This window comes from Ruegeria discodermiae (genome assembly GCF_030758345.1).
Classification (GTDB): Bacteria; Pseudomonadota; Alphaproteobacteria; order Rhodobacterales; family Rhodobacteraceae; genus Ruegeria_C.
Genome location: NZ_JAVAMO010000005.1, coordinates 111,886 through 137,708, shown reverse-complemented (window position 1 = coordinate 137,708; position 25,823 = coordinate 111,886). Strand labels below are relative to the sequence as shown.

The window sequence follows — 25,823 nt, the reverse complement described above, 5'->3', positions numbered from 1 at the left end:
TGCCTCAGCGCGGCAAGGGGTTCTGCCCTTTGTTATAGGGTGTCCAATCGGTGATCTCAGGGTAGTGCCGCCGCCGCCAGGCCCGCACGCGCGGGTTCATCACGCGCCGCCAGAGTGGCGGGATCATTGCGGCAAGTGTCATCACCGGATAGCCATAGGGCAATTGTGGCGCATCATTATTGTCGTAGTTTTGCAATAGCGGAAAGCGGCGGTCGGGTTTGTAGTGATGATCCGAATGGCGTTGCAGGTTGATCAGCAACCAGTTGGAGGCCTTCTGCGCCGCGTTCCAGGAATGGCGCGGTTTGACATGTTCGTACTTGCCGTCACCCAGATGCTTTCGCGTCAGACCATAATGTTCCACATAATTGACCAGCTCCAGCTGCCAGATCGCGACCCCGGCCTGCAGCAGGAACAGGCCCAGACCTGACCGCCCCCCCAACAATAGCGCCAGCAGCAGCATGCCCGCCTGCAAACCCCAATAGCGAAAGAACGGGTTTTTGAGGTTGGTCCAGGGCTGCCCCCTACGGGCAAGCTGGGCCTTTTCCGCACCAAAGGCCGATTTCAGCGATTGCAGCAAAACGCGCGGATAGAAACGGTGAAACCCCTCGTTGTAACGCGCGGTGACCGGATCGCGAGGGGTGCCCACATGGCGGTGATGGACCAACAGATGCTCGGAGCGGAAATGTGAATAAAGCACCATCGCCAGCAGCAGATCACCGAGCCAGCGCTCACCCCGGCTTTTCTGGTGCATCAGCTCATGGGAATAATTGATGCCGATCGTGCCTGTGATCACGCCCACCCCGATGAACAGCGCGATTTTGCTGCCACTGCCCAGATGGTCGCTATGCGCACTATAGGCGATCAGGCCAAAGAGGGTGAGAAACTGCAGCGGCACCCAGATCTGGGTCAGCACGATGTACCAGCGCAGATCGCCATCCCCGGTTTGCGGGTCGGCATTTTCCAGGTTGAGGCCCAGAACCCGGTCCAGCACTCCAAAGGACCACCATGTAGCCAGAGGAACCGCCAACAGCCACAGGCCACCCTGAATCGCCGCCACCCAGACCAGCGGGATCAAAAGGAAAGAGATCCAGAAGGGCAGGGCACTTTGCCAGCGCGACAGGGTTTCGTTTGGGATCATCATCGCCTCCGAACTTATGGGCAAAAACTAGCGTTTTGGGCGCGACCCGCAACTCCCGCTATTGCGCCTGCCAGAGGGCATGCGCCTTTCGCATCACGGTAGGCAAGTCGCCGGGACGGAACTGGTTCTTGGCAATCACCTCGATCCCTTCGACGGAGGGGGCTTGTGCAAGCGTGGCGGTGCGCAGACGCAGGATCAGGTGGAAATGGGTGAAGGTGTGGCGCACCTCGCCGGGCAGGTCGATCCATGTACCCGCAAAGGGCGGCGCGTCATTGGGTGCCTCTGACCAGTCGGGTCCAGGCCAGCCCAGCATGCCGCCCAGTAACCCCTTGTCGGGACGCCGTTCTAGCACCCATGCGCCATCCTCAAGCCGTGCAAGATAGGCGTATCCGTAACGCGTTGGTTTCGCCTTCTTGGGGGATTTGCGCGGTAGGTCAGCCGCCGTCCCGGCGCGGCGGGCAGCGCAGGCATCCATCACCGGGCAGATGCCGCAGGCAGGTGATCTGGGCGTGCAGATGGTGGCCCCCAGATCCATCACCGCCTGCGCATAGTCCCCAGGCCGCTCGCCCGGGGTCAATGCGGTTGCATATGCCTTCAGGGCGGGTTTGGAGCCCGGCAGCGGGTCATGCAGGTCATGCAGCCGCGCCATGACCCGTTCCACATTGCCGTCCATGACGGTTTCAGGTTGGTCGAATGCGATCGAGGCGATAGCGGCCGCTGTATACGGCCCGATGCCCGGTAGTTTCAGCAGATCGTCATGGAAATCCGGAAAAACCCCGCCCAGCTCGTCGGCGACAACGCGCGCGCATTTCAGCAGGTTGCGGGCCCGCGCGTAATAGCCAAGCCCGGCCCATTCACCCATCACATCGCCATCCTCGGCAGCGGCCAGATCGCGTATCGTGGGCCAGCGTCGCGTAAACCGCTGGAAATAATTGGTAACGGCGGCCACAGTGGTTTGTTGCAGCATCACCTCGGACAGCCACACCCGATAGGGATCGGGCCGGATACCCGCCGCCCGGTCCGCAGGGCCGACCCTCCAGGGCATCTCGCGAGCATGGATATCATACCAGTCGAGCAGCGCGCGGCTCAGCTCTGTCTGTGGCTTTAAGTCACGCAAGTTTTATGCCTCCGAATGTCCGGTTTCGCTGGCGCGCCCACGCGCGGGCCTTACAATAGGTCACAAGGAGGCGGATACCAGATGCCGGCCAGACGTTCCACGACCCGTGGCTTCAAACGCACTTCCAACCTGCTCAACGACCAGATTCGCCGGGCAGGCGAAAGCCGTGGTTTTGCCGTCTCGCGGGTAATCACCCATTGGGCCGAGATTGTCGGACAGGATATCGCCGCAATCTGCCGTCCGGTGAATGTCAGCTATGGGCGCGGTGGCTTTGGCGCGACGCTTTCGGTGCTGACCACGGGCGCGCAGGCGCCGATGCTGGAGATGCAGAAAGAACACCTGCGCGAAAAGGTGAACGCGGTCTATGGCTATAACGCGATTGCCCGCATCCGACTTACCCAGACCGCGCCGACCGGATTTGCCGAAGGGCAGGCCAGTTTCGCACATCAGCAGACACCAAAGACCAAAGAAATCCCCGCCGAGATCGTCACTAAGGCGAGCAAGGCCGCGCAGGGCGTCAACAATGACGATCTGCGCGATGCGCTCGAACGGTTGGGGCGCAACGTATTAACCAGGCAAAAACGCTAAGGAAGGGCCTAAAAAATGACCCGTATCGCACCCGCAATTTGCGCCGCTGTGGCGCTGGCCGCCGGAGGGCTGTTGCTGAGCCAGACATCAAATGTCTCGCTGATCGGCGCCGCCGAGGCGCAGGAGGTCGACACATCGACCATCGTCGAGATGGTACAGGGGGCTGAGGACGCGCCCGTCGAGATCATCGAATACGCCTCTTATACCTGCCCGCATTGCGCCAGTTTTCACGAGGGGCCATACAAGCAGCTCAAGAAGGACTTCATCGATACCGGCAAGGTCAAGTTCGTCTATCGGGAGGTCTATTTCGACCGTCCGGGACTCTGGGCCTCGATGGTTGCGCGTTGCGGTGGGCCCGAGAAGTTCTTTGGCGTCACCGATCTGATCTTCGAGCGGCAATCGGGCTGGGCACGAGCAGGGGGCCCGTCTGAAATCGTCGAGGAACTCAGCAAGATCGGGCGTTTGGCTGGCCTCGAAGACGCGCAATTGCAGGCCTGTTTGCAGGATGCCAACAAGGCGCAAACGCTTGTTGAATGGTATCAGGAAAATGCCGAGCGCGACGATGTCCAGGCCACGCCCAGCTTCGTTGTGAACGGCAAGAAGGTGAGCAATCAATCCTATTCCAGTTTTAAGCAGCTGATCGAAGAAGAACTGGGAAGCTGAGCGCGCCCCCTTCGCGGTATGAACGCAAAACCCCGGCGATGGTCCGGGGTTTTTGTCATTCAGGGGCGCGGGGCCTTTTCCAGCATCCGGTCGCGCACCTCTTGGCCCGCCTCCACCTGCAGCCGGACCGGCAGCGTGATCACCTTGCGACGAAAGGCAGCGGGCAGCCGCGCGGCGTCTTTTTCGGTGGTGACAAGCTGCGCACCCAGATGCCGCGCCTCTTTTTCCAGCCGGGTCAGCAGGGCCATGGTGAGCGGCTGATGATCGTCCAGCGCCTCGCCGCGTTTCAGGTCGGCACCCTGCGCGCGTAGCGAGCGAAAGAACTTCTCGGGATGCCCGATACCCGCAAAGGCCAGTACTGGCAGCGCGGTCCAGTCCATGCCGGTCTGCAGCGGCTTCAGTACACCGCGCGCATGTGGCACGCTCACGGCCGCGCCCCAGTTGGCAGTGAACCGGTGCTGCGCCACTGCCTCGCCGATCGACAGCACCAGATCGGCGCGCTTCAACCCCTCAGCAACCGGTTCGCGCAATGGCCCGGCAGGCAGGCAGAGGCCGTTGCCAAAGCCGATGCCGGCATCCACCACCATGATTGAGAAATCCTTGGCCAATGCCGGGTTCTGGAACCCGTCATCCAGCACGATGACGGTGGCCCCGGCAGCGGCAGCTGCCTGTGCCCCGGCGACCCGGTCGCGGGCGACCCAGACCTCGGCAAAGGCGGCAAGCAGCAGCGGCTCGTCGCCCACCTGACGCGCATGATGGCGGGCAGGCTCGACCCGGATTGGTCCGGTCTCGCTGCCGCCATAGCCCCGGCTGACCACATGTGGTTCGTGCCCGGCATCGCGCAATTGTTCCACAACCCAGATCACAGTCGGTGTCTTGCCGGTGCCGCCTGCATTCAGATTGCCGACGCAGATCACCGGGACACCGGCGGTCTTACCCTCGTTCTGGGCCAGACGACGCGCGGTCATCCCGCCGTAAATCGCACCCAGAGGTGACAACAGCCGGGCCCGCCAATCCAGCGCGTCAGGGCGCGTGTTCCAAAACTCAGGCGCTCGCATGGTCGGGTCTGCTTTCGTCCAGCTTGTCTTCGATCAGGTCGATCAACTGATCGGTCAACTGTGCCCCTTCGGTGACCACCTGCCACCCGGCCAGCGCCATTTCAGCGGCTTGATCGGGTGCCAGCAGTCGGACAATGCCATCGGCCAGCGCGGTGGCATCCTTTACAGATTGCGCGGCACCCGCTGCGGCCAGCCGGACATAGCTGCTGCGCTGGGTGCCGATATTTGGGCCGTGTAAAACGGCGGATCCAAGCGCCACCGCCGTCAGCGGGTCGCGCCCGCCCGCGCCAGAGACCAGCGAACTGCCCATGAAGGTCAGCGGTGCGATCCGGTACCATAGACCCAGATCCTCGGGTTCCGAAGTCAGGATGACCTGCACGTTGTCTTCGATCTCGTCGCCCGCATCCCAATCGGCGCAACGCAGGCCTGCCGCTTCGAGTTGGGCGCGCAAGGCTGGCGTTTCTTTCGGGTTGGCCAGATGCAGAACCAAAAGCAGCCGGTGCAGCAGTCGCAGCGCGTTGCGATGGGCGGTTTCAACATAGGGAAACTCGCTTTTCTGGGTCCAGGCCGACAACCAGATCGGGCGCCCGGCCAGGGTCTGCGTGGTCTTGACCAGTTCCTCTTCGGGCCAGGGGCTGGGGTTGGGGCTGGCGCGCAGTTCGGCTGAGACCGATACTTTCGACCCGGCGACACCCAGCTTTCGGATATCACGCGCGGCGCGTTCCCCGTTGGCCAGGATACTGTCAAAACATTCCAGTGTGGTGCGCATCAGGTCGGGCACCCATTGGTGCTTGCGTAGGGTCAGTTCGGCCTCGTTGACATCCAGCAGCACCAGCGCCACCTGGCGCGTGGCGGCGAGGCTGATCAGGTTGGGCTGCAACCCGCCCCCGGACCAGAGGCACATATCCGGCTGCCAATGGTCCAGAAACGCGCGCGCCGCCGCAGGTTGGTCGGAAGGCAGTGCGATCATATTCGCGCCGACACCGCCCCAGGCGCGAATCTCGTTCTCGGTGGGGGCGGTGAACAGCACATGCAGTTCCGGCCGCTGCGCCAGCAGCCTGCGGCACATCTCTGCCAGCACCGTAAAGCGGTTGCGTGTCGTGACATGCACCCATAACAGCTCACCTCGGGGCCGGGGCGGCAATTCACCCTCGGGGACCGGTCCGCCGCGCCAGGACAAGACGCGGTAGGCTGCAAGGCTGAGCGAGCGGGCCAAGAACTTATCCCAGTTCTTCCGTTGACGAGGCCTCGGCTGCTTCGTCGCGCAGGCGGTGAATATGGGCGATGAAATAGCGCATATGGGCATTGTCCACGGTGCGCTGTGCCTCGGCCTTCCAGGCGTCATAGGCGCTTTGGTAGTCGGGGAACATGCCCACGATATGAATGTCGTCGACATCCTTGAAGACGCTTTTGGTGGGGTCGACAAGCTCGCCGCCAAAGACGAGATGCAGTCGCTGAGCCATGCGGAATTCCTTGTGTCATGGTCACGGGGTCGCCCGGCAACCTACGGAAATCATGCTGCGGGTCAAGCGGATGGCCCGTTTACGGGCAGGCGTCAGGTTACCGGTTTCAGCGCGCCGGTCAGTTGTTGCTGCACCGCGATGCCGCCTGCGACAACCCCGTCAACTTGTGCTGATGGGTTGTTGAACCGAAGCGGCGCACCATTGCGGTCGGTGCAGCCGCCACCCGCTTCGCGCAGGATCAGATCGCCTGCCGCGATGTCCCATTCCCAGCTGCGGCGCAGGGTCAGCATCCCGTCAAACCGCCCCTGTGCCACCAGTGCCAGACGATAGGCCAGCGAGGGGCGATAGCTGCGCCTGAACCCCGGCGGCTGGCCCTCTTTCCAATGCCGGCCGTCCATGTTCGGGCGCGCCGACAGGATCTCTGCCAAATCCAGCATTTGTGTTTGAGATGCTGAGATCTGCTCACCATTGAGCGTCGCGCCATGACCGGCGGCGGCGCAATACATCAGGTCGCGCAGCGGCAGGTAGATCACCGCCGCCGTGATGATCCCGTCCCGCGCGACCGCAAAGGAATGCGCCCAGGTGCGCGAGCCTTCGGTAAAGCTGCGCGTACCGTCGATCGGGTCGAGGATGAAGACATGCGACTTGTTCAGCCGGTCGCTGCTATCCTCGCTCTCTTCGCTCAGCCAGCCATAATCGGGCCGGGCCGCGGGCAGGGTTTCCTCAAGCATCTTGTTGACGGCCAGATCGGCCTCGGTCACCGGCCCGGCACCACCGGGCTTGTCCCAGCTTTGATGGCCGCGCCTGAAAAAGCGTGTCGCGATCTGCCCGGCCTCGCGGGCGGCGTCCATCAGCAGCGGCAGGTCAGTTCCCGGCAAGGGTCATCCCTTCGATCAGCAGCGAGGGCACCACGCGCGACAGGTAGGTGCGCGCGTCATTGGCCGGGATGATCCGCAACAGCATGTCGCGCAGGTTGCCCGCAATCGTGCATTCATTGACCGGATAGGCAATCTCGCCATTCTCGATCCAGAAGCCTGACGCGCCGCGGGAATAGTCGCCGGTATTTGGATTGATGGTTGAGCCGATCATCGAGGTCACCAAAAGGCCCGTGCCCATATCGCGCATCAGATCGGCGCGGCTGGCTATCCCTTGCGTCAGCGACAGGTTCCAGCTGCTGGGCGAGGGCGGTGACGATACACCGCGCGTGGCATTGCCGGTGGAGGGCATGTCGAGCTTGCGCCCGCTGGCCAGATCAAGCGTCCAGCCCATCAGAACGCCCTTGTCAACCACCACGCGGCGGCGCGTGGCCAGACCTTCGGCATCAAAGGGGCGCGAGCTGGAGGCGCGGGGCCGATGGGGATCTTCGATCAGCGACAGGCCCTCGGGTAGCACCTGCGTATGCAGCCCGTCGCTGAGCCATGAAGAGCCGCGCGCCACAGACGCGCCGTTGCAGGCCGCCATCAGATGCCCGATCAGCGAGGATGAAATCCGCTCATCAAACAGAACCGGGAACGTGCCGGTCTGCGGCTTGCGCGCGCCCTGGATGCTGACCGCGCGCTCAGCGGCAAGACGCCCGATCTCTTCGGGCTTGCGCAGATCGCTCTGGTGGGTGCGGCTGTCGCCATCATAGTCGCGCTCCATCCCGGTGCCGCTGCCCGAGATCGCCACGCAGGACAGTGAGCGGCCGGTGCGGGCATAGCCACCGGAAAACCCGTTGCTTGCGGCGAGATGCACGTAATGCTCGCCATAGCCTGCCGCCGCATCCGAGACCTGAGTAACGCCTTCGACAGCCATCGCGACGGCCTCAGCGGCCAGCGCGTCCTGCATCAGCGCTTCTGGCGTCGGAGGATCGGTGGGATCGGCCAGATCGAGCGCCTCTGCCGAAACGTCCGCCGCCAGCTCGCTTGCCTCTGCCAACCCGCAATAGGGGTCTTCGGGTGCTTCGCGGGCCATGGCAACCGCGCGTTCGGCCATCTCTGTCAGCGCTTCGGGGCGCATGTCCGAGGTTGACACCAGCGCCTGGCGCTGGCCCAGCAGAACCCGCAGGCCCAGATCGGTATCCTCGGAACGTTCCGCATGTTCCAGCGCACCCTTGCGCACCTCGACCGAGACCGAGCTGCCCTGCAGCACGATAGCATCCGCCGCATCGGCACCGGCGGCGCGCGCGGCTTTCAGCAGGTCCTGGCAGATATCTCCGGGATGGTGTGTCATGCGGGTCTCAATTCCTTTTGTCTTCCCCGGACCTAGCCCTGCGGTCGTTCCGCTTCAAGGCGGGCCGGTGTCCGGAACAAGAAACGGGCCGCATATGCGGCCCGTCCGGTGTCTTTATGGCAGGTTACTTGATGCGCTGCCCATTGGCCGTGATATGGCCCTGCTTGTTGATCTCGATCTCGGAGGTCAGCGTATCGGGCGCATCGCCGGGTACGGCCAGCATGCCCATCATCATTCGCGCACCCATGGCGTCGGAATCGGCCATCAATCCCATGCCGATCAGCTTGTCGATCAGAGCGTTGGCGCCGGTCAGTTCCAGGTTGGCCACACCGGACGGCGCGGGCATACCGCCAAATTCCTCGGTGTTTTCGTTGTCAAACGCAAACGCACCGGTGCCCGAGAGTTTGGCGCCGACCATCGACACCAGCAACTGCTTGATGTTCAGCGTCTCAAGCTGACCCGGCATCGCTTCGGTCGCCTCCAGGGTTTCCGCCACAGCCGGGTCCATGAAGTCGACCAGAACCGTTGCCGTGCCTTCGGTGTCCAGAACCACGGTGGCAGGGTCACGAGGCAGGGCGCCGGCAGGGTCGAACATGCTCCACAGAATGTCGGACATGGTGAAATCGGTGAGGCTCATGCCAAAGGCGAAGGGCTGCGGCGTGTCGCCAGCCTGAACCGGGAATTCAAAATTCACTCCGGCCCCGGTCATTTCCATTTCCAGCGGGAAGGGCAGATCGCCGGATGTGACGGCCAGTTTCGTATCATTCTGCTTCACGTCATATTTGACCTGCGAACCCGTCATCGCGATATCGAATGCGCCGCCCTGAGAGCTGCTGGCGAGCGTGAACGGGCTGCCTTCGGCGACGCCGCTGATATTGGTGCTGCCCTTCGCAAAGGTGAAGCCGCCCGCGAAGTTGAACCCCGATTCCATGAGGCTCTGGTAATCCGCCGCGTCCCATTCCTTGGGCAGCACACCGCTGCCGGTAAAGCCCAGCCCCTCCATCTCACCGGCGATCAAGGCATTCTCGCCATTATCGGGGTCTTCGAACTCGATATTGTAGCTCAGCGTCGCCGCTTTCATGGTTTGAGCGACGTCGCGCATCTCGCCGATCTTCATCTGGGAGGTGCCAGTGACGCCGCTGACCGTCATCAGCATCTTGAGCGCATCGGGGGGCAGGGCCTCGTCCGCGTCGGTCAAGGATGCCAGCTCAACCGTGACCGAGTCGGCGGCATAGTCGTAATTCATGTCATCGGGATCGCCGGACACCGTCATCGCCAGATTGTCATGCGAATAGGTCAGCTCGATCCGTACATCGCCCGCATCGGGGCCGTCGAAATCCACGGTCAGCGGGAAAGAGGCGGGCAAGTCGACCGCAACCGTGCCGTCGCCGTTTTCGGTCAGCGTCATCTCAGGGATGGTCATGACGACGCTGCCCTCTTCTTCGGGCAGCTCCATCGTCATTGCCAGGTCCGTAATGGTCGTCACGTCACCGGAGGTCGCCTCGGAGGCGTTCACCTCGTAGCCCATGCCGCTCATATAGGCCTGCCAGTCGGACCAGACGTCCTGAGCTGTCAGATCCGCCGCCGCGCCCTGCACGGCGATGACGTAAACAAAAGCGGCTCCGCAGGAGCGGCGCAAAAAAGTAGACATCGGGGAACCTTTCCAAATCAAATTTGCGCGCATCGTCCGTTCTTGTCGGGCGGGCGTCAAGGGGGGCTGGGGCTGGACCGTCCGGTGCCGGTCACGTAAGTGTGCGTCAGACGTCGCGAGCAGGAGGATAGCGTGCCCGAAATGCAGGACAAAACCGTTTTGATAACTGGTGCCAGTAGGGGCATCGGCGCTGAAACTGCGCGTGTTTTTGCCCAAGCGGGGGCCAATCTGGTGCTGGCGGCGCGGACCGGCCAGCATGTCAACGAACTGGCCGCTGAAATCGGTGAACAGGCAGTGCCGGTGGTCTGTGATGTGTCGGATTATGCGCAGGTTCAAATGGCCGTGAACACGTGCATGCAAAGCTTTGGTCGGCTGGATGTCCTGATCGGAAACGCTGGCGTGATCGACCCGATCTCACACCTTGCCGGGGCCGAGCCCGCGGCCTGGGGTCACATGATCGACGTCAATCTCAAGGGCGTCTTTTACGGTATGCGAGCAGCGGTTCCGGTGATGCGCCAGACTGGAGGCGGTACGATCATCACGGTCAGTTCGGGGGCGGCGCATAATGCGATCGAAGCCTGGAGCCACTACTGCGCCTCCAAAGCGGGCGCTGCAATGCTGACCAGTTGCCTGGATCTTGAGGAGCGTCACAACGGCATCCGCGCCATGGGTCTTTCGCCGGGCACAGTGGCCACTCAGATGCAGCGCGAAATCAAGGCCTCGGGCATAAACCCGGTCAGTCAGTTGGACTGGGACGTGCATATTCCCCCGGACTGGCCGGCACGTGCGCTGCTTTGGATGTGCTCGACCGACGCCGACGAGTTCATGGGGGCCGAGATTTCGCTTCGGCAGGAGGCGATCCGAAAGCGGGTTGGTTTGATATGATTGAAGTCGAGCGCAATGACGGGCTCTGGACGGTCACGCTGGACAGGCCGGAAAAGGCCAACTCTCTGACCACTGCGATGCTGGTTGATCTTGTGGAAATTGCCGAGGCCGCGCGTGACGCGCGGGCACTGATCCTGACCGGCAAGGGCAAGGTCTTTAGCGCGGGCGCCGATCTGGACGAGGCCAAGGCCGGGCTGGCCACCTCTGATCTGTGGGAAAAGCTGTCGGGCGCGGTTGCGGCGCTGCCCTGCCTGACGGTGGCGGCGCTTAACGGTACGCTGGCGGGTGGAGCCAACGGGATGGCGCTGGCCTGCGATCTGCGCATTGCGGTTCCATCGGCCAAGTTCTTTTACCCGGTGATGAAACTGGGCTTCAAACCTCAGCCTTCTGATCCCAAGCGCATGGCGGCGCTGATCGGCCCGGCCCGCACGCGGCTGATCCTGATGGCCGGGCAGAAGATCACCGCGCAGGAGGCCTATGCCTTCGGGCTTGTGGACCGGATCGTTGAGCCGGATGCGCTGATGCAGACCGCGCAGGATCTGGTGGCCGACAGTGTGGCGGCGGACCCCGCCATCGCCGGGGCTATTGCAGAGCTTTGCCCATGAGGCTGTCGGGCCTGCATCTGCGCTGCGCTGATCCTGCAGCTCAGGCCGCGTTCTATACTGATGCGTTGGGGATGCAGACACTTGACGGCAGTCGCGTCGGCTATGCCGGGCAGGATGCTGATCTGGTGCTGCACCCCGGCGGCGGTGGCTACGCCCATGACCCCGCCCAGCGCTATTGGAAGATCGGGATCACCCTGCCCAATCTCGACCACGCCGTGCGTGCACTCAGGGACAAAGGCGTCGCGGTGAGCGAGCCCAAACAATTCCTCGATATCGGCTACATGGCGCATCTGAGCGACCCTGAAGGCTTTGTAATCGAATTGCTGCAATGGGACTTCGAGGATAACAGAGTGTCGGATGCAGGCGATGCGGATGCGCCCCTTGCTGAGGCGCGGATCGGCCAGATCACCCTGCGCAGCGGCGATATTCAGGCCGATACCGCCTATTGGAAAGAGCAGGGCATGCAACTGCTGTCGCTACAGGATGTCAGCGCCTACGGGTTCGATCTGCATTTCCTGGCCTTTACCAATGAACAACCGCCGCTGCTCGATCTCTGGGCGGCGGGCAATCGCGAATGGCTGTGGCGGCGGCCCTATACGCTGCTTGAATTCCAGCATATCGAACAGGCGGTTTTTGCGCCGGTGCCCGATCTGCTGGGGATCGAAGTTTCGGGGCAGGACAGCGCCGAAACCGATCCCTCGGGCATACCTGTCCTGCCGGGTTGATCAACGCACCCGGCGCTTGCCCGGCACTTTTGAGCGAAAACCGGGCGGGCGTTTGCCCACCCAGTTGATGAACCTGGCCAACCGTGGATGGGCGCGCAGAGCGGCGATGGTGTCAAAGGAGCGTGCGAGTTTGGCTTCGCTCAGCGTAGCGTGGATTTCGCGATGGCAGATATCGTGCAGGAAAACCGTCGGTCCGCCCTTGCCCCCTTTCAGTTTTGGGATCAGATGATGCAGGCTGCCGGAACCGGGTGGTATCGGACGCGCGCACAGGGGACAGACGGGATCAGACATGAAGGCTCAACTGACTGGCTTTGAACATGCAGCATCCGCGAGCCGGGGATATCGCGCAAGGGGGTGGCATGGCTGACGCCGTGGTGATTGGAGCGGGTCCTGCCGGGCTGATGGCGGCCGAGGAACTGGCGCGCGCGGGCCATGCAGTGCTGCTGGCTGATGCCAAGCCCTCCTTCGGGCGCAAGTTTCTGATGGCGGGTAAATCGGGCCTGAACCTGACAAAGGACGAACCACTGGAGACGCTTTTGGCGGCCTATGGTGAGTCAGCGGGCTGGCTGCGCCCAATGATCAGCGAGTTCGATGCTGCATGTGTAATCGAATGGGCTCGGGGGCTGGATCAGGAGGTCTTCACCGGCTCCACCGGTCGCGTCTTTCCAACCGCGATGAAGGCCTCGCCGCTGTTACGGGCCTGGCTGGCGCGGCTGGACGGGCTGGGCGTGACCCGCCGCACCCGCTGGCGCTGGACCGGATGGCAGGACGGGCAGGTTGTTTTTGAGACATCGGACGGCCCGCAGATGGTCCCAGCTGATGCGGTAGTCCTGGCGCTGGGCGGGGCAAGCTGGGCACGGCTTGGCTCTGATGGCTCCTGGGCGGATATTTTGCGAGACCATGGTGTCGCGCTCAGCCCCTTTGCACCGGCAAATGCCGGGCTGCGGGTAGACTGGTCGCCGCATATGGCCGCCGTCCTGGGGCAACCCTTGAAAGATGTGGCATGGCAAGCGGGTGAGACCATCTCGCGCGGCGAAGCGGTTCTGTCGGCGCAGGGGCTTGAGGGTGGTGGAATCTACACAATCTGCAAACCGGTGCGCGAGGGCGCCGCGTTGCGTGTCGACCTGTTGGCGAATTCCCCTTTAGAGGCCATTCAAAAGCGGCTTTCGGGGCCGCGCGGCAAAGCCAGCCTTCGCAATCACTTGCGCAAACGGCTGGGGCTGGACGCGGCCAAGCTGGCGCTGCTGATGGAATTCGGACGCCCGCTGCCGGATGATCCGCAGCTGCTTGCGGGGTTGATCAAGGCGTTGCCGATCCGGCATGCGGGGCTGCGGCCCATGGATCAGGCAATCTCCACAGCCGGTGGGGTGCGCCGCGATGCTCTGGACGAAACGCTAATGCTGACCCGCATGCCCGGCGTTTATTGTGCCGGAGAAATGCAGGATTGGGAGGCCCCCACGGGCGGCTACCTGCTGACCGCCTGCCTTGCCACGGGGCGCTGGGCGGGCTGCGCCGCTGCCGCGCAGCTTGATGCGCAGGCTTAAGAGACCACCGCCTTGACCCGCTGAAAGGCAGCCCGCGCGCGGATAGGTTCGGCATAATCCGCGAGTATCTGGTTCTCGAACGGGAATTTCGCGCTTACCGCCCAGTCCAGGCAATGCACGCAGATGATATCGGCAATCGTCATCTGATCCCCGCAGAGATAGGTACCATTGATCCGTTCGGCCAATCGGGTCGTATTGCGCTCGAACTCCCATTTCAGACTGTCCTTGACCTCCGGGGTCCGCCGCTCTTGGGGCAAAACGAAGGAGTGCCGTGCGGCGGTCCAGAGAACCGCGTCCAACTCATCGAGCAGTAAATGCGTCACCGCATCCTGCTTGGCTCGTTCAATCGTGCCTGCCGGGTGAGTCAATGCGCCATGCCGATCCGCCAGAAAGGTCAGGATCGCTGCGGAGTCGCTGATAAAAGCCCCGTCGACCCCAAGAACCGGCACCTTGCCGGACGGGTTCACCGCCGTGACCTCGGGGCTGCGGGATGGGGCGGGGATCAGCTCATAATCTGCGCCGATCTCTTCCAACATCCACAGAACCCGGAAGGCTCTGGTCGTCGGTTTTCCATAAACCTTGTACATGTCGGTTCCTATTTTCAGTTGAGCCGATTCTGGCCTGTTCCGGGCCGGATCATGCCTAAATCCGATTTATCGCGCCCGCGCTAGCATCGCCAGCCGGATCAGGGCACGTTCCACCAAGGCCATGGCCGGGGCTGTCTGCCCGGCTGAGCGCAGCTGCAGATCGGTATCAGTCAGCAGCGTCAGCGCGGTTTCCAGCCTCGGCGCACCCCAGCTCTGGGCCTGCCGCAGAATGCGATCGCGACGCTTGCCATAAACCGGCGGGCGCAATCGACCAATCCCTTGCGCGGGGCCTCCGGGATCGGCGGCGCAGGTATAAAGTGTGCGGAAATGCCGGGTCGCTCCAATGCACAGCGAAACAGCGGTGGTTCCCTGCGCGACAAGCCGCCGCATCAAAGGGCCGATCTCGCCCGGGCGCCCTTCGGCCACAATATTGAGCACATCATCCAAACCCGCCTCGCTGGATTGCGGCGCGCAGGTCTGGATATCGTCCAGCGACAGCTCAGCCTCGTCGCCGCGTTTGTAAAGCGCCAGCTTTTCCACGGTGCGGGCAAAATCGCCGGGTCCGAGCTCGCCCGCCAGATCGACCAGCGCCGACATCGGTTCACGCGGGACGTTGCGAATCCCGGCCTCGGACAGGATGCGCTCGATCTCGGAGCGTGTTGGCGGGTCGTCATAGATGCCAACCGCATAGGCGTTGGGATGGGTCTCAAACGCCTTGCGCAGCTTGGAGGACGGCTTCAGCTGCCCCGCCGTGACGATGATCTGGGCATCGCCCTCGGCCCAATCCGACAGCGCCGACAGTACAGCAGGGGCGGCGGCATCCGTTGCCTCTTCGACAAATGCGCTGCGTGGTCCGGGGAAGAACCCCACCGCTTTGATTGCATCCCGCAGCAGGGTCGGGTCCGACCGCAGATCGGAGCCGGACAGACGCGTCAGCCGCATCTCTTCGTCGGCATTGGGTCCCAGCAGGGCGGCCAGAATCTGCTGACGTTTCAGCGCCACCCGCATGGCATCCCCGCCATAGATCAGAATCCCGGTCTTGGTCGCGTCGGGACGTGAGAAATAGCCCTCGGCGTCGCGCGGGCTGAGCTTCATGTGGTGAGGTCCGGCAGGCTGTAAAGCTCTGTCGTCAGTTGATCGGCCAGAATCACCATCAGGCGTTTGTTTGCGTCCTTTTCGCTGGCCAGCGTCTCGACCGTCGAGCCGGTCGCCGAATAGCCCACGAAATTCGACACATCGCCCGAGGACATGACATCCCCGGTGGCAACCCGGATCAGCGCATAATTCACGCGCCCCACAATCGCATAACGCAGGATTGAGTTGTCGGCGGTGATCGCCTGACCCTGGGTTCGCGTCGAAAGCGAGACATTCAGCTTATATTCCGGGTTCGCCGCGCGGCCCAGATTTCCCTCAAGGTTGCGCACCAGCAGGTAAGTGTTCGGTGAATCGGGGGCCGACACCTCAATCTTGCCATCCAGCACGTCACCATTGCCGCCCGGTGCATAGACGGGAGAGAATCCGCAGGCGGCAAGCGCCAGCGGCAGCATCAGCAGGGTTCTGCGGTTAAATGACGACATTCACGATCCGGCCCGGGACAACGATAACCTTCTTGGGCGTGGCTCCGTCCAGCACCCGTTGCACAGCATCTTCCGAGAGGGCGCGCTTTTCAACCTCTGCCTTGTCCATATCCTTGGGAACGCTGATTTCCGCGCGGCGCTTGCCGTTGACCTGAATCGGCAGGGTAACTGTATCATCGATCAGCATGGCTTCATCTGCCACGGGCCAGGGGGCAGTCGTCACCAGACCCTCGCCGCCGAGCATTTGCCACAGCTCCTCCGACAGGTGGGGCGTCATCGGCGACATGAGCTGCGCCAGCACCTTGGCCGCATTTGCCTTCGCGGCGGTTCCGGCCTTGGATTTGGCCAGCGTGTTGGTAAAGGCATAGAGCTTGGCGATGGAGGCGTTGAAACCGAAGCTTTCCACACCAACCGTCACGTCATGGATGGCCTTGTGCATCTCGCGCAGCAGCGTCTCGTCCTGGTCATTTGCCGGGTCGTTCGCCTCGGCAATCTCCGAGGCGATCCGATAGACGCGGGACAGGTGCTTATGCGCAGCCTCGGCGCCCGCTTCGGTCCATTCCACGTCACGCTCCGGTGGAGAATCGGACAGCACGAACCAGCGCGCGGTATCTGCGCCGAAGGCCGAGATGATGCTGACCGGGTCGACCACGTTTTTCTTGGATTTCGACATTTTGGCCGAGGGGATGATCTCGACTTCGGTGCCGTCGGCCAATTTGCCGTCAGTCACATCCTCGGGCAGGTGATAGACCGGGCGGCCATTGGCGTCGCGGGTCTGGTAGATTTCATGCGTCACCATGCCCTGCGTGAAGAGCGCGTCGAAGGGCTCGATGGCTTTCTTGGGCAGGTGGCCGGTGATGTTCATCGCCCGCGCAAAGAAGCGCGAATAGAGCAGGTGCAGAATCGCATGCTCGATGCCGCCGATATACTGATCGACATTCATCCAGTATTCCGCCTCTTCCATCACCGTGGGTGTGTCCGCGCGCGGAGCGGTGAAGCGGGCGAAATACCAGGACGAATCAACGAAGGTATCCATCGTGTCGGTTTCCCGCTTGGCCGGGGCGCCGCAGGACGGGCAGGGCGTGTCACGCCAGTTGGGGTGGCGGTCCAGCGGGTTGCCGGGGATCGAGAAGTCAATGGGTTTGCCGTTACCATCGTCGTAAGGCAATTGGACCGGCAGATTCTCTTTCTTTTCGGGCACCGTGCCGCATTTTTTGCAGTGAACAACTGGGATTGGGCAGCCCCAATACCGTTGGCGGGACAGCCCCCAGTCGCGCAGGCGGAACTTGGTGACGCCCTCGCCCCAGCCAGCCTTTTCGGCAAAGTCGATGGTGGCGTCGATGGCCTCTTGCCCGGTTGCTTCGGTCAGACCGGCGAAGTGATCGACCCAGCGCACTTTCTGTTCTTTCGGAGGAACGAAAGCCTCGTTCGCGACGGGCGTGTCATTGTCCAGCGCAAAGAAGGTGTCGATCACCGGCAAGTCGTATTTGCGACAGAAATCGAGGTCGCGCTGATCATGGGCCGGGCAGGCAAAGATCGCGCCAGTGCCATAATCCATCAGGATGAAATTGGCGATCCAGACCGGCAATTCCCAATCCGGGTTCAGCGGGTGTTTGACCCGGATGCCGGTGTCATAGCCCAGTTTCTCGGCGGTTTCGATGGCTTCCTCGGTGGTGCCGCCCTTGCGGCATTCAGCGACAAAATCAGCAATATCCTGATTCTCGGCCTCCAACGCACGCGCGATGGGATGGTCGGGCGAGATGCCGACAAAGCTCGCGCCCAGCAGCGTGTCGGGCCTCGTGGTGTAGACAGTGATAGGCTCGCCACCATCGGTGCGTTCAAAGGCGAACTGCAGCCCGCGCGACTTGCCGATCCAGTTCTCTTGCATCAGGCGTACTTTCGCGGGCCAGTTTTCAAGCGTGTCCAGCGCGTCGAGCAATTCCTCGGAATAGTCGCTGATCTTGAAGAACCATTGCGTCAACTCGCGCCGCTCGACCAAAGCGCCCGAGCGCCAGCCGCGACCGTTTTCAACCTGCTCATTGGCCAGAACCGTCATATCGACCGGATCCCAGTTCACCACCGCATTCTTGCGATAGACGAGGCCCGAATCGAGCATGTCCAGGAACAGCGCCTGCTGCTGGCCGTAATATTCCGGATCGCAGGTGGCAAATTCACGCGACCAATCGATGCTGAGGCCCAGCGGCTTCATTTGGCCGCGCATGTCGGCGATATTGCCATAGGTCCAGTCCTTGGGGTGCCCGCCGATCGCCATGGCGGCGTTTTCAGCGGGCATGCCGAAAGCATCCCAACCCATCGGGTGCAGCACATTATGGCCGGTGGCAAGCTTGTGGCGCGCGATCACGTCGCCCATCGTGTAGTTGCGCACATGCCCCATGTGGATACGGCCCGAGGGGTAGGGAAACATCTCAAGCACATAATATTTCGGTTTGTCCGCGCTGCGTTTGGCGGTGAAGATACCGGTCTTGTCCCAGGCGTTTTGCCATTTTGCTTCGATATCAGAGGCGGAATAGCGCGACATGTGGTGCGGTCCTTGGTCAATGAAAACGCCGGGCGATTGGCCCGGCGCGTTGATACTGTCTATGGGGCCGAGTTTCTAGAGCCTGCCATCGGCAACGCGTAGCTGACGCGCCCGCGATAGAATCGCATCCTCGACCGCGCGGGCGGTGGCCTGACTAACCGGACCGTTCCGGGTTTGCAGAGCCACGTTCAACGAGCGCGCATCAAGCGCGGGATCGCTGATGTGGACTGTCGCGCGATAGGCGCGCCCGCCACCGGGCGGCGTTCCGTAACCGGTCGAGATCACACCTGTGAAGGGATCAACGGCTTCGACGGGTAGAAAGTTGAGCACATCCAGCGACGCCGCCCAGAGGTATTTGTTCACATCGACGATGTTTTCGGTGTTGGCAGGCTTGAAGACATCCCAAATCGTAGAGCGGTTGGGATCGTTCAGCGCGACGTCGTCAGGGTCACCTCCAACAAAGCGGTCATTGCTTGATGTATTTGAATCTAGCGCAGATGGCCCACCGCAAGATGCTAGGGCCAAAAGGCTTGCGCCAAGCACTGCAAATCGAAAAGGGCCACTGGTCATTGAGCTAAGTCCTGATAATCCGGTTGGCAGAGTTTTAGACAAGCCGCCGCGATGCAACAAGGCTGTATTTTAAGTGGTTATTTCAGTCTTTTTGCTTTGGCGTTGCTGGCACGCCGCGATCACTGTGGCATCCTTGCACCACGTCGGGGGACATTTGGTTAAACGTACGCCGCGATACTTGCGCAATCAGGTCAAAACGGGCGACACGATGCCCATGCTCAGGCCAAAGCTATGGTTGCGATGAGCTTGAGGCACTAAAGGAAACCCGAGGGAAAAACGATGAAAAAGATTCTCTTCGCAACGACTGCGCTTGTCGCGACCGCCAGTGTCGCAGCCGCAGACGTGAACTTCAGCGGTTATGGCCGCTTTGGTATCCAATACAACAGCGGCGCCGACGAAGCCGATGGTGAAAAAGAAACCCGCCTGAGAAGCCGTTTCCGCTTTAACATCGACGCCAACGCGACCACCGACGGTGGCGTTGACTTCTCGGCTCGTGTTCGTCTTCAAGCCGACGACAATGCCGACGGTACTGCCGGTGCTGCTTCGCTGAGCGGCGCACGTTTCACCACCCAGTATGAAGGCCTGCGTGTTGACGTTGGCAACATTTCGGGCACGGTCGACAACCTTCCCGACTTCTACGGTTTCGAGCCCGGCCTGACCGCGTTCACCGGCCAGACCTCCGGCTTCAACTTTGATGACGACGCGTTCTCGTCGACCGGCGCTGGCGTGAACGGTGTTTTCGCTCAGTATGCAATCGGCGACTTCGCCGTTTCGGGCTCCTTCTCGCCTGAGGAAACCGGTGCTGGTGAGCAGTGGGGCATCAGCGGTGCATATGCTGGCGATACCTTCGCTGTCGCGGTCACTTACTCGGAAAACGATCCTACTGGCGGTCCTGACGCCGACCAGATCGCTCTGGGTACCACATCTGTTGTTGCTCTGACTGCAAGCGCAACCTTCGGCGCCTTCAGCGGCACGCTGCTGGTTGGTAACGAAGATGCCGACAACGACAACGGTGCGTTCGACACGTTCTGGGGTCTGTCCGCCAACTACGAGCTTGGCACGGCAACCGACATCCAGTTCTCCTATGGTGACGGTGCTGGCGATGCTGATACCCAAGCCTTCGCACTTGGTTTCGTTCAGGATCTTGGTGGCGGTGTTGACCTGAAAGGTGCCGTTGGTACCTTCAAGCCCGGCGGCGAGTCCAGCGAGACATTTGCTGACCTGGGTGTTCAGTTCAACTTCTAAGTTGATCACGACCTAACGGTTACAGATTTGGGCAGGTCTTTGGACCTGCCCTTTTCTTTTGCGCCCACATGGTGTTTCTCGGTGCCAGCAACGGATCGGGGACTCGCATGTCACTTCAGGAAATCACCGGCAGAATTCACGCATCCGAGCGTGCGGCAGGGCGGGCCGAGGGGTCGGTCAAGCTGATCGCCGTGTCCAAGGTGCAACCCAATGACCGGGTCGCGGCGGTGCTGGAGCAGGGACACCGGGTCTTTGGCGAGAATCGGGTGCAAGAGGCGGCTGGCAAGTGGCCCGCTTTCATCGGGCAGTATCCGGATATCGACCTGCATCTGATCGGCCCGCTGCAGACCAACAAGGCCCGTCAGGCGATGGAGCTGGGCCATACAATTCATTCGCTCGACCGGCCCAAGCTGGCCAAAACCATCGCGCGGCTGGCGCAGGAACTGGGCAAGTGCCCGGACCTTTTCATTCAGGTGAATACCGGCGAGGAGGATCAGAAAGCAGGTGTGCTGCCCGGCGAGGCGGATGCGTTTGTGGCAGAGTGCAGGGCGCTCGACCTTCCTGTGCGAGGCCTGATGTGCATCCCGCCCATTGATGAGGAACCGGCGCTGCATTTTGCGCTTCTGGCCAAGATCGCAGCACGCAATGGTCTTGAGGGCTTGTCGATGGGCATGAGCGAAGATTTCGAAACCGCCATTGCGCTGGGCGCCACCCATGTCCGGGTCGGGTCGGCGATCTTTGGCGAGCGGGTCAAGCCGCAGGGATGATCACGCGGGTCCCATAGTCGACCCGCTGGGCGATCCAGTGCAGATGCTGACGGCGCAGGGCGATGCAACCCTCGGTCGGATAGCCCGGACGTCGCCACTGATGGATGAAGATGGCAGAGCCATGGCCCGGCGCGGCATCGGGCCAATTCCAATCCATCACCAGAACCAGATCATAAAGCGGATCGGCGCGGCGCAGCGCCTCGTGGCTGAACCCGTGCGGCGTGCGGACCCACATATTATATGCTGGATCATTCACATCATCAGACCACAGGTCGTGCGGCCCCACTGCTTGTGACCAGGAGGCGGGCGCACTCATGCGGTCGGGGCGATAGAACATGCCTACAATTCTGTGGGTTCCAACCGGCGTAGCGCCATCGCCCTCTCGCTTTCGCGCGGTCAAGCCACCCCGTCCGATCGAGCAGGGAAACCGCCGCTCACGAAAGCGCAGTCCGGTAGGTGTCAGAACAAGATCATGCGGGCTCACAGCAGATGACCGGATTTTGCCGCCTTGGTGGCCAGATAGCCCCGGTTATGGGCGGTTTCGCCCACTTTGAGCGGCACGCGCTCGGTCACCGCGACGCCCGTCCGCTCCATCATGGCGATCTTGGCGGGGTTGTTGGTCAGCAGCCGGACCGAGGAGAATCCAAGCGACTTGAGAATATCCGAGCCCAGCCGGAAGTCGCGCTCGTCATCCTCAAACCCCAGCCGGTGATTGGCCTCGACCGTGTCAAAGCCCTGATCCTGCAGCGAATAGGCGCGCATTTTATTGGCCAGTCCAATGCCGCGGCCTTCCTGATTGAGGTAGAGCAGCACGCCCGCCCCCTCGGCCCCCATCTGCGCCAACGCCCCGCGCAGTTGCGGCCCGCAATCGCACTTCAGGCTGCCCATCAGGTCGCCGGTAAAACAGGCCGAATGCAGCCGCGACAGAACCGGTGCCTGTCGATTCGGGCGCCCGATCTCCACGGCGTAATGCTCCTCGCCGCCATCCTCGGGGCGGAAGATGTGCAGACGCCCTGCCTCAGAGACCTCCATCGGCAGCCGGGCCGCGACCACCTCGCGCAAGGGACTGCGTTCGGCCATAAGGCGGGCTGCGGCATTGTGATCGATCCGGGTCAGGCCCTCGGCAATTGCCGTTACCTGTCCTTTTGGAATCTGGGCCACTACGGCTGCGGGCAAAAGGCGCGCGGCTTTCATCAGGACGATCGCCAGCCGATGCAGATCGGCCTGCCCGTCGCGCACCGAGCGCAACGGCCCCTTCATCGGCGTGTTCAGATCGTCTGCGGGGTCGGCAATGGCGGCGATCCAGGTCAGATCGGCATCGTCGGGCACCGCGATCCGGGCCAGATCGCCATCATAGGCCCGAGCCTTGAGCGTCTCGGCCCGGCGCGCAGTGATGGCAATGCACAGCTCGCCGCCTAACGCGCGCAGACCCGCCAGCCGCGCAGGGCTCAACGTCTCGGTCGAGGCCACAAGGACACTTCCACGCGCTGGGTCCGAGATCACGACCGGTACGCCCATACGCAGATCCGCGCGGGCGCGCGCCATCAGTTCGGTGATATCTGGGCGAAGACTCATCGGTCATTTCCTGTAACGTTTGATGCCCTGCTTAGTCGTGCTTGCTGCAAATGTGAAACATTTCCCCGGTGTCGGACACGAGGGCGTGAAAAAAAGGCGCCATATCTTGTCGTTGCGCCGCTGCGGTCTCAAGTTCAGAGAAAGTTCAAGGAGGACAGCGCGATGGCACAGCTCAAGAAAATCCTGTTGGTCGATGATGATGAAGACTTGCGTGAAGCGCTCAGCGAACAATTGGTCATGACCGAGGATTTCGATGTGTTCGAGGCCAGCGATGGCCAGAACGCGATGGAGCGGGTGAAAGAGGCGCTGTATGACCTTGTCATTCTGGATGTGGGCCTGCCTGACACAGATGGTCGCGAGCTGTGCCGTCTGATGCGCAAGCAAGGTGTGAAAAGCCCGATCCTGATGCTGACCGGCCATGATGGCGACGCTGATACTATTCTGGGGCTCGATGCCGGGGCCAATGACTACGTTACTAAGCCCTTCAAATTCCCCGTTCTTCTGGCACGCATCCGCGCGCAGCTGCGCCAGCATGAGCAATCCGAGGATGCGGTGTTCCAGCTTGGGCCTTACACGTTCAAACCGGCGATGAAGATGCTGATCACCGATGATGAGCGCAAAATCCGTCTGACGGAGAAGGAAACCAATATCCTCAAATTCCTCTACCGCTCCACCGATGGGGTCGTGGCGCGTGACGTGCTGTTGCACGAGGTCTGGGGTTATAATGCCGGGGTTACCACCCACACGCTGGAAACCCACATCTATCGCCTACGCCAGAAGATCGAGCCCGATCCGTCCAATGCCCGCCTATTGGTTACCGAATCCGGCGGGTATCGGCTGGTGGCCTGATTTCCCGGGTCTTGTGTGACAAATGTCATATTGAGAGACCGGCGAATCTGTTAATGTTAACTCAGCCCGCGCATGTCCGGGTTACGACATGCATCCTCCCTGTTGGACTGGCCGGGCCTTGCGCCCGGTCTTTTTTTGTCTGCAACCTTGGGATGGTTACGGAGACAGCTGCTCAGACATGCGCCGTGACGGAAATTGCAATATGGGTTGTTACGATGGTCACGGATGCCGCGCAGATCGGGGTGGTGCCGCCCTGTGCGTCGAGCAGATCACGGTCCGAGATTTCGCCCTGTTGTGGCGGGGTCGGGATGTGAAGATACCGGACTCGGTCGCAATCCATTACGAGCTTTATCTGGATGCTGTTCGGAACCTGTACGCCGACCTCCGCAAGGGCTGCATGCGGATTGTCATGCAACCGGGCGCGATAGGCCTTATCTGTCCAGACCCTGTTCAGCAGGTCCGATTTCAAGGGCGGCTTTATCATCTCAATTTCTGCTCTCATGAAGAGAAGGTGGGGGTGTAACCTGATCTTGCGGCCAAAGCCGGGTTAAACCGGCTTAATAGGGCAGCAACTGTCCGGGCGGTTGGGGATGGCGCAGGGTCGGGCAGCGCGATAGGGTGCGCCGAAATCGTCCTGTCGAGAGTTTTCCCATGTCCTTTACCCTTGCTACCTGGAACATCAACTCGGTCCGGTTGCGCGAACCGATCGTGCAACAATTGCTCAAGGAAGAAGGGCCTGACGTGCTCTGCCTGCAGGAGTGTAAATCCCCGGTCGAAAAGATCCCCACCGAAGGTTTCGCTGCGCTGGGGTATCCACACCTGATTGCGCGCGGGCAAAAGGGTTACAACGGGGTTGCGATCCTGTCGCGCCTGCCGATCGAGGATATCGGCGACAAGGATTTCGCCGGTCTTGGTCACGCTCGCCATGTGGCCGGGCGGCTGGAAAATGGCACCGTGATCCACAATTTCTATGTCCCCGCAGGCGGTGATGTGCCGGATCGCGAGGTGAACGAGAAGTTCGGGCAGAAACTCGACTATCTCACCGATATGCGCGATTGGTTTCGCGCCGAGACGCCCGAGAAATCCATTCTCGTGGGTGATCTGAATATCGCTCCGCAAGAGGATGACGTCTGGTCGCATAAACAACTGCTCAAGGTTGTCTCGCACACACCCATCGAGGTCGAACAACTGGCCGAGACACAGGAGGCCGGTGGCTGGATCGATATCACCCGCCGCGACATCCCCGAGGGCAAGCTCTATAGCTGGTGGTCTTACCGCGCGAAAGACTGGGATGCCGCAGACAAGGGGCGCAGGCTGGATCATGTCTGGGCCACGCCCGATATCAGCAACGCGGCTCATTCCAGCCGCATCCTGCGCGACGCGCGCGGTTGGGAAAAACCCAGCGACCACGCGCCGGTCTTTGCCACGTTCGATCTCTGAGGGCAGCAGGTGAATCGGGCGAATTGCCAAATCGGCACTTGGCTTTCGCTGCTTTGATTCCATATAGATGCGGCAAGAAGGACAGGAGCACTGAGCCATGGACATTCTGAACGGGGCAGGCGCAGCGCCTGCGGGCGATCTGATCAAGGACGGGTCCGAGGCGACCTTCATGGCGGATGTGGTCGAGGCGTCGCAGCGGACCCCGGTCATCGTTGACTTCTGGGCGCCCTGGTGCGGGCCCTGCAAGACGCTCGGCCCCCTGCTGGAAGAGGCGGTAACCGCTGCGCGCGGCGCCGTGAAGATGGTCAAGATCAACGTGGACGAGGCGCAGATGATCGCCTCGCAACTGCGGGTTCAGTCCATTCCGACGGTCTATGCGTTCTATAAAGGCCAGCCGATCGACGCGTTTCAGGGCGCTTTGCCAGCGTCTGAGATCAAGGCTTTTGTTGATAAGGTGATTGCGGCTGCGGGCGGCGAAAGCCCGGGTGGTCAGCTGGACGACGCGGTCGAGGCCGCCGAAGAGATGCTGGCGCAGGGCGCAGCGGTGGATGCCGCCCAGACCTTTGCGGCGATCCTGGGCGAAGACCCCAATCACGCTGCGGCTTATGGCGGGCTGGTACGGTCGCATATCGCACTGGACGATCTGGATCAGGCCGAAGCCATCCTGAACGGCGCCCCGGCAGAGATTTCCACCAGCCCCGAGCTTGAGGCCGCCTTTGCCCAGCTGGAACTCGCCAAGCAGGCCGCTGATGCCGGTCCCGTTGGAGACTTGCAGGCCGCGGTCGAGGCCAATCCGGACGACCATCAGGCCCGGTTCGATCTTGCGCAGGCGCTGCATGCGGGCGGTCAGGTACAAGAGGCGGTGGACCAGTTACTGGAACTGTTCCGCCGGGATCGAGAGTGGAATGACGGCGCGGCCAAGGCGCAGCTCTTCACCGTCTTCGACGCGCTCAAGCCCAATGACCCGGTGGTTCTGAACGGTCGCCGCAAGCTGAGCTCGATGATATTTGCCTGACGCGGGATCAG

The 25,823-nt window shown here is 61.9% G+C and carries 28 protein-coding genes; 11 read left to right on the top strand and 17 right to left on the bottom strand.

Annotated features, from left to right (window positions below; all coding sequences use genetic code 11):
- Positions 1-4: 4 nt before the first annotated feature.
- Both Q5Y75_RS13710 and mutY read right to left on the bottom strand, forming a co-directional pair.
- Positions 5-1,138 carry an alkane 1-monooxygenase gene (locus Q5Y75_RS13710; RefSeq protein ID WP_306198277.1) on the bottom strand — a complete coding sequence of 378 codons (1,134 nt, stop codon included), beginning with the start codon at positions 1,136-1,138 and terminating at the stop codon, positions 5-7.
- 58 nt (positions 1,139-1,196) lie between these two features.
- Entirely contained in the window at positions 1,197-2,255 is a 1,059-nt protein-coding gene (gene mutY / locus Q5Y75_RS13705; protein ID WP_306198276.1) for an A/G-specific adenine glycosylase, read from the bottom strand.
- An 81-nt stretch (positions 2,256-2,336) separates the two neighbouring features.
- Between mutY and Q5Y75_RS13700 the strand changes: the two genes are divergently transcribed.
- A complete protein-coding gene (locus tag Q5Y75_RS13700) occupies positions 2,337-2,843 on the top strand; it encodes a DUF721 domain-containing protein (RefSeq protein WP_306198274.1) in 507 nt (168 codons plus the stop codon).
- A gap of 15 nt (positions 2,844-2,858) precedes the next feature.
- Entirely contained in the window at positions 2,859-3,506 is a 648-nt protein-coding gene (locus Q5Y75_RS13695; protein ID WP_306198272.1) for a DsbA family protein, read from the top strand.
- A gap of 59 nt (positions 3,507-3,565) precedes the next feature.
- Here the strand turns inward: Q5Y75_RS13695 and lpxK are convergent, their stop codons facing one another.
- The 6 genes from lpxK to Q5Y75_RS13665 form a co-directional block, all read right to left on the bottom strand.
- Complete coding sequence (gene lpxK / locus Q5Y75_RS13690; RefSeq protein ID WP_306198270.1) at positions 3,566-4,564, bottom strand: tetraacyldisaccharide 4'-kinase; 999 nt, start codon at positions 4,562-4,564, stop codon at positions 3,566-3,568.
- Complete coding sequence (locus Q5Y75_RS13685; RefSeq protein ID WP_306198268.1) at positions 4,551-5,780, bottom strand: 3-deoxy-D-manno-octulosonic acid transferase; 1,230 nt, start codon at positions 5,778-5,780, stop codon at positions 4,551-4,553. Before Q5Y75_RS13685 ends, lpxK begins: the two co-directional genes overlap by 14 nt.
- A 4-nt stretch (positions 5,781-5,784) precedes the next feature.
- Positions 5,785-6,027, bottom strand: a complete 243-nt coding sequence (locus Q5Y75_RS13680) for a DUF4170 domain-containing protein (RefSeq protein WP_306198267.1) — start codon at positions 6,025-6,027, stop codon at positions 5,785-5,787.
- A 92-nt stretch (positions 6,028-6,119) separates the two neighbouring features.
- A complete protein-coding gene (locus Q5Y75_RS13675) occupies positions 6,120-6,905 on the bottom strand; it encodes an inositol monophosphatase family protein (protein ID WP_306198265.1) in 786 nt (261 codons plus the stop codon).
- Positions 6,892-8,238, bottom strand: coding sequence for a TldD/PmbA family protein (locus Q5Y75_RS13670; RefSeq protein WP_306198263.1), 1,347 nt, complete (start codon positions 8,236-8,238; stop codon positions 6,892-6,894). Before Q5Y75_RS13670 ends, Q5Y75_RS13675 begins: the two co-directional genes overlap by 14 nt.
- Before the next feature lie 124 nt (positions 8,239-8,362).
- Positions 8,363-9,889, bottom strand: a complete 1,527-nt coding sequence (locus Q5Y75_RS13665; protein WP_306198261.1) for a DUF2125 domain-containing protein — start codon at positions 9,887-9,889, stop codon at positions 8,363-8,365.
- Between the two features lie 141 nt (positions 9,890-10,030).
- Here Q5Y75_RS13665 and Q5Y75_RS13660 point away from each other — a divergent pair, with 141 nt between their 5' ends.
- The 3 genes from Q5Y75_RS13660 to Q5Y75_RS13650 are packed head-to-tail and all read left to right on the top strand — an operon-like array spanning position 10,031 to position 12,104.
- Complete coding sequence (locus Q5Y75_RS13660) at positions 10,031-10,774, top strand: SDR family oxidoreductase (RefSeq protein ID WP_306198754.1); 744 nt, start codon at positions 10,031-10,033, stop codon at positions 10,772-10,774.
- Entirely contained in the window at positions 10,771-11,379 is a 609-nt protein-coding gene (locus Q5Y75_RS13655) for an enoyl-CoA hydratase/isomerase family protein (protein ID WP_306198259.1), read from the top strand. Before Q5Y75_RS13660 ends, Q5Y75_RS13655 begins: the two co-directional genes overlap by 4 nt.
- On the top strand, positions 11,376-12,104 hold the full coding sequence (locus Q5Y75_RS13650) for a VOC family protein (RefSeq protein ID WP_306198257.1): 729 nt from the start codon (positions 11,376-11,378) through the stop codon (positions 12,102-12,104). The genes Q5Y75_RS13655 and Q5Y75_RS13650 overlap by 4 nt, the downstream gene beginning before the upstream one ends.
- Here the strand turns inward: Q5Y75_RS13650 and Q5Y75_RS13645 are convergent, their stop codons facing one another.
- A complete protein-coding gene (locus tag Q5Y75_RS13645) occupies positions 12,105-12,395 on the bottom strand; it encodes an HNH endonuclease (RefSeq protein ID WP_306198255.1) in 291 nt (96 codons plus the stop codon).
- A 68-nt stretch (positions 12,396-12,463) separates the two neighbouring features.
- Here Q5Y75_RS13645 and Q5Y75_RS13640 point away from each other — a divergent pair, with 68 nt between their 5' ends.
- Positions 12,464-13,648 carry a TIGR03862 family flavoprotein gene (locus Q5Y75_RS13640; protein WP_306198253.1) on the top strand — a complete coding sequence of 395 codons (1,185 nt, stop codon included), beginning with the start codon at positions 12,464-12,466 and terminating at the stop codon, positions 13,646-13,648.
- Here Q5Y75_RS13640 and Q5Y75_RS13635 read toward each other — a convergent pair.
- From Q5Y75_RS13635 to Q5Y75_RS13615, 5 genes are all read right to left on the bottom strand, one after another.
- A complete protein-coding gene (locus Q5Y75_RS13635) occupies positions 13,645-14,235 on the bottom strand; it encodes a glutathione S-transferase family protein (RefSeq protein ID WP_306198251.1) in 591 nt (196 codons plus the stop codon). The genes Q5Y75_RS13640 and Q5Y75_RS13635 overlap by 4 nt on opposite strands.
- A gap of 66 nt (positions 14,236-14,301) precedes the next feature.
- Positions 14,302-15,330, bottom strand: coding sequence for a DNA polymerase III subunit delta (holA, locus tag Q5Y75_RS13630; RefSeq protein WP_306198249.1), 1,029 nt, complete (start codon positions 15,328-15,330; stop codon positions 14,302-14,304).
- Complete coding sequence (locus tag Q5Y75_RS13625; RefSeq protein ID WP_306198247.1) at positions 15,327-15,812, bottom strand: hypothetical protein; 486 nt, start codon at positions 15,810-15,812, stop codon at positions 15,327-15,329. The genes holA and Q5Y75_RS13625 overlap by 4 nt, the downstream gene beginning before the upstream one ends.
- Positions 15,799-18,351 carry a leucine--tRNA ligase gene (gene leuS, locus Q5Y75_RS13620; RefSeq protein WP_306198245.1) on the bottom strand — a complete coding sequence of 851 codons (2,553 nt, stop codon included), beginning with the start codon at positions 18,349-18,351 and terminating at the stop codon, positions 15,799-15,801. The genes Q5Y75_RS13625 and leuS overlap by 14 nt, the downstream gene beginning before the upstream one ends.
- A gap of 75 nt (positions 18,352-18,426) precedes the next feature.
- On the bottom strand, positions 18,427-18,921 hold the full coding sequence (locus Q5Y75_RS13615; RefSeq protein ID WP_306198243.1) for a DUF3576 domain-containing protein: 495 nt from the start codon (positions 18,919-18,921) through the stop codon (positions 18,427-18,429).
- 279 nt (positions 18,922-19,200) lie between these two features.
- Here Q5Y75_RS13615 and Q5Y75_RS13610 point away from each other — a divergent pair, with 279 nt between their 5' ends.
- Both Q5Y75_RS13610 and Q5Y75_RS13605 read left to right on the top strand, forming a co-directional pair.
- Complete coding sequence (locus tag Q5Y75_RS13610; protein ID WP_306198240.1) at positions 19,201-20,166, top strand: porin; 966 nt, start codon at positions 19,201-19,203, stop codon at positions 20,164-20,166.
- 107 nt (positions 20,167-20,273) lie between these two features.
- Positions 20,274-20,933: a YggS family pyridoxal phosphate-dependent enzyme gene (locus Q5Y75_RS13605; RefSeq protein WP_306198238.1), complete on the top strand. Its 660-nt coding sequence runs from the start codon at positions 20,274-20,276 to the stop codon at positions 20,931-20,933.
- Here the strand turns inward: Q5Y75_RS13605 and Q5Y75_RS13600 are convergent.
- On the bottom strand, positions 20,917-21,417 hold the full coding sequence (locus tag Q5Y75_RS13600; RefSeq protein ID WP_306198236.1) for a L,D-transpeptidase family protein: 501 nt from the start codon (positions 21,415-21,417) through the stop codon (positions 20,917-20,919). The two genes, Q5Y75_RS13605 and Q5Y75_RS13600, sit on opposite strands and share 17 nt — an antisense overlap.
- Positions 21,414-22,508 (bottom strand): GTP cyclohydrolase II, encoded by a 1,095-nt coding sequence (gene ribA, locus Q5Y75_RS13595; RefSeq protein WP_306198234.1) that lies wholly within the window; start codon positions 22,506-22,508, stop codon positions 21,414-21,416. Before ribA ends, Q5Y75_RS13600 begins: the two co-directional genes overlap by 4 nt.
- Before the next feature lie 162 nt (positions 22,509-22,670).
- Here ribA and Q5Y75_RS13590 point away from each other — a divergent pair, with 162 nt between their 5' ends.
- Positions 22,671-23,357, top strand: coding sequence for a response regulator transcription factor (locus Q5Y75_RS13590; RefSeq protein WP_249710740.1), 687 nt, complete (start codon positions 22,671-22,673; stop codon positions 23,355-23,357).
- A 172-nt stretch (positions 23,358-23,529) separates the two neighbouring features.
- On the opposite strand, the gene Q5Y75_RS13585 is transcribed toward Q5Y75_RS13590, so the two are convergent.
- Entirely contained in the window at positions 23,530-23,841 is a 312-nt protein-coding gene (locus Q5Y75_RS13585; RefSeq protein ID WP_306198230.1) for an NHLP leader peptide family RiPP precursor, read from the bottom strand.
- 167 nt (positions 23,842-24,008) lie between these two features.
- On the opposite strand from Q5Y75_RS13585, the gene Q5Y75_RS13580 reads away from it, so the two are divergent.
- Both Q5Y75_RS13580 and trxA read left to right on the top strand, forming a co-directional pair.
- Positions 24,009-24,797: an exodeoxyribonuclease III gene (locus Q5Y75_RS13580; protein WP_306198228.1), complete on the top strand. Its 789-nt coding sequence runs from the start codon at positions 24,009-24,011 to the stop codon at positions 24,795-24,797.
- A gap of 97 nt (positions 24,798-24,894) precedes the next feature.
- Positions 24,895-25,812, top strand: coding sequence for a thioredoxin (gene trxA, locus Q5Y75_RS13575; protein ID WP_306198226.1), 918 nt, complete (start codon positions 24,895-24,897; stop codon positions 25,810-25,812).
- The last annotated feature ends 11 nt before the right edge of the window (positions 25,813-25,823 follow it).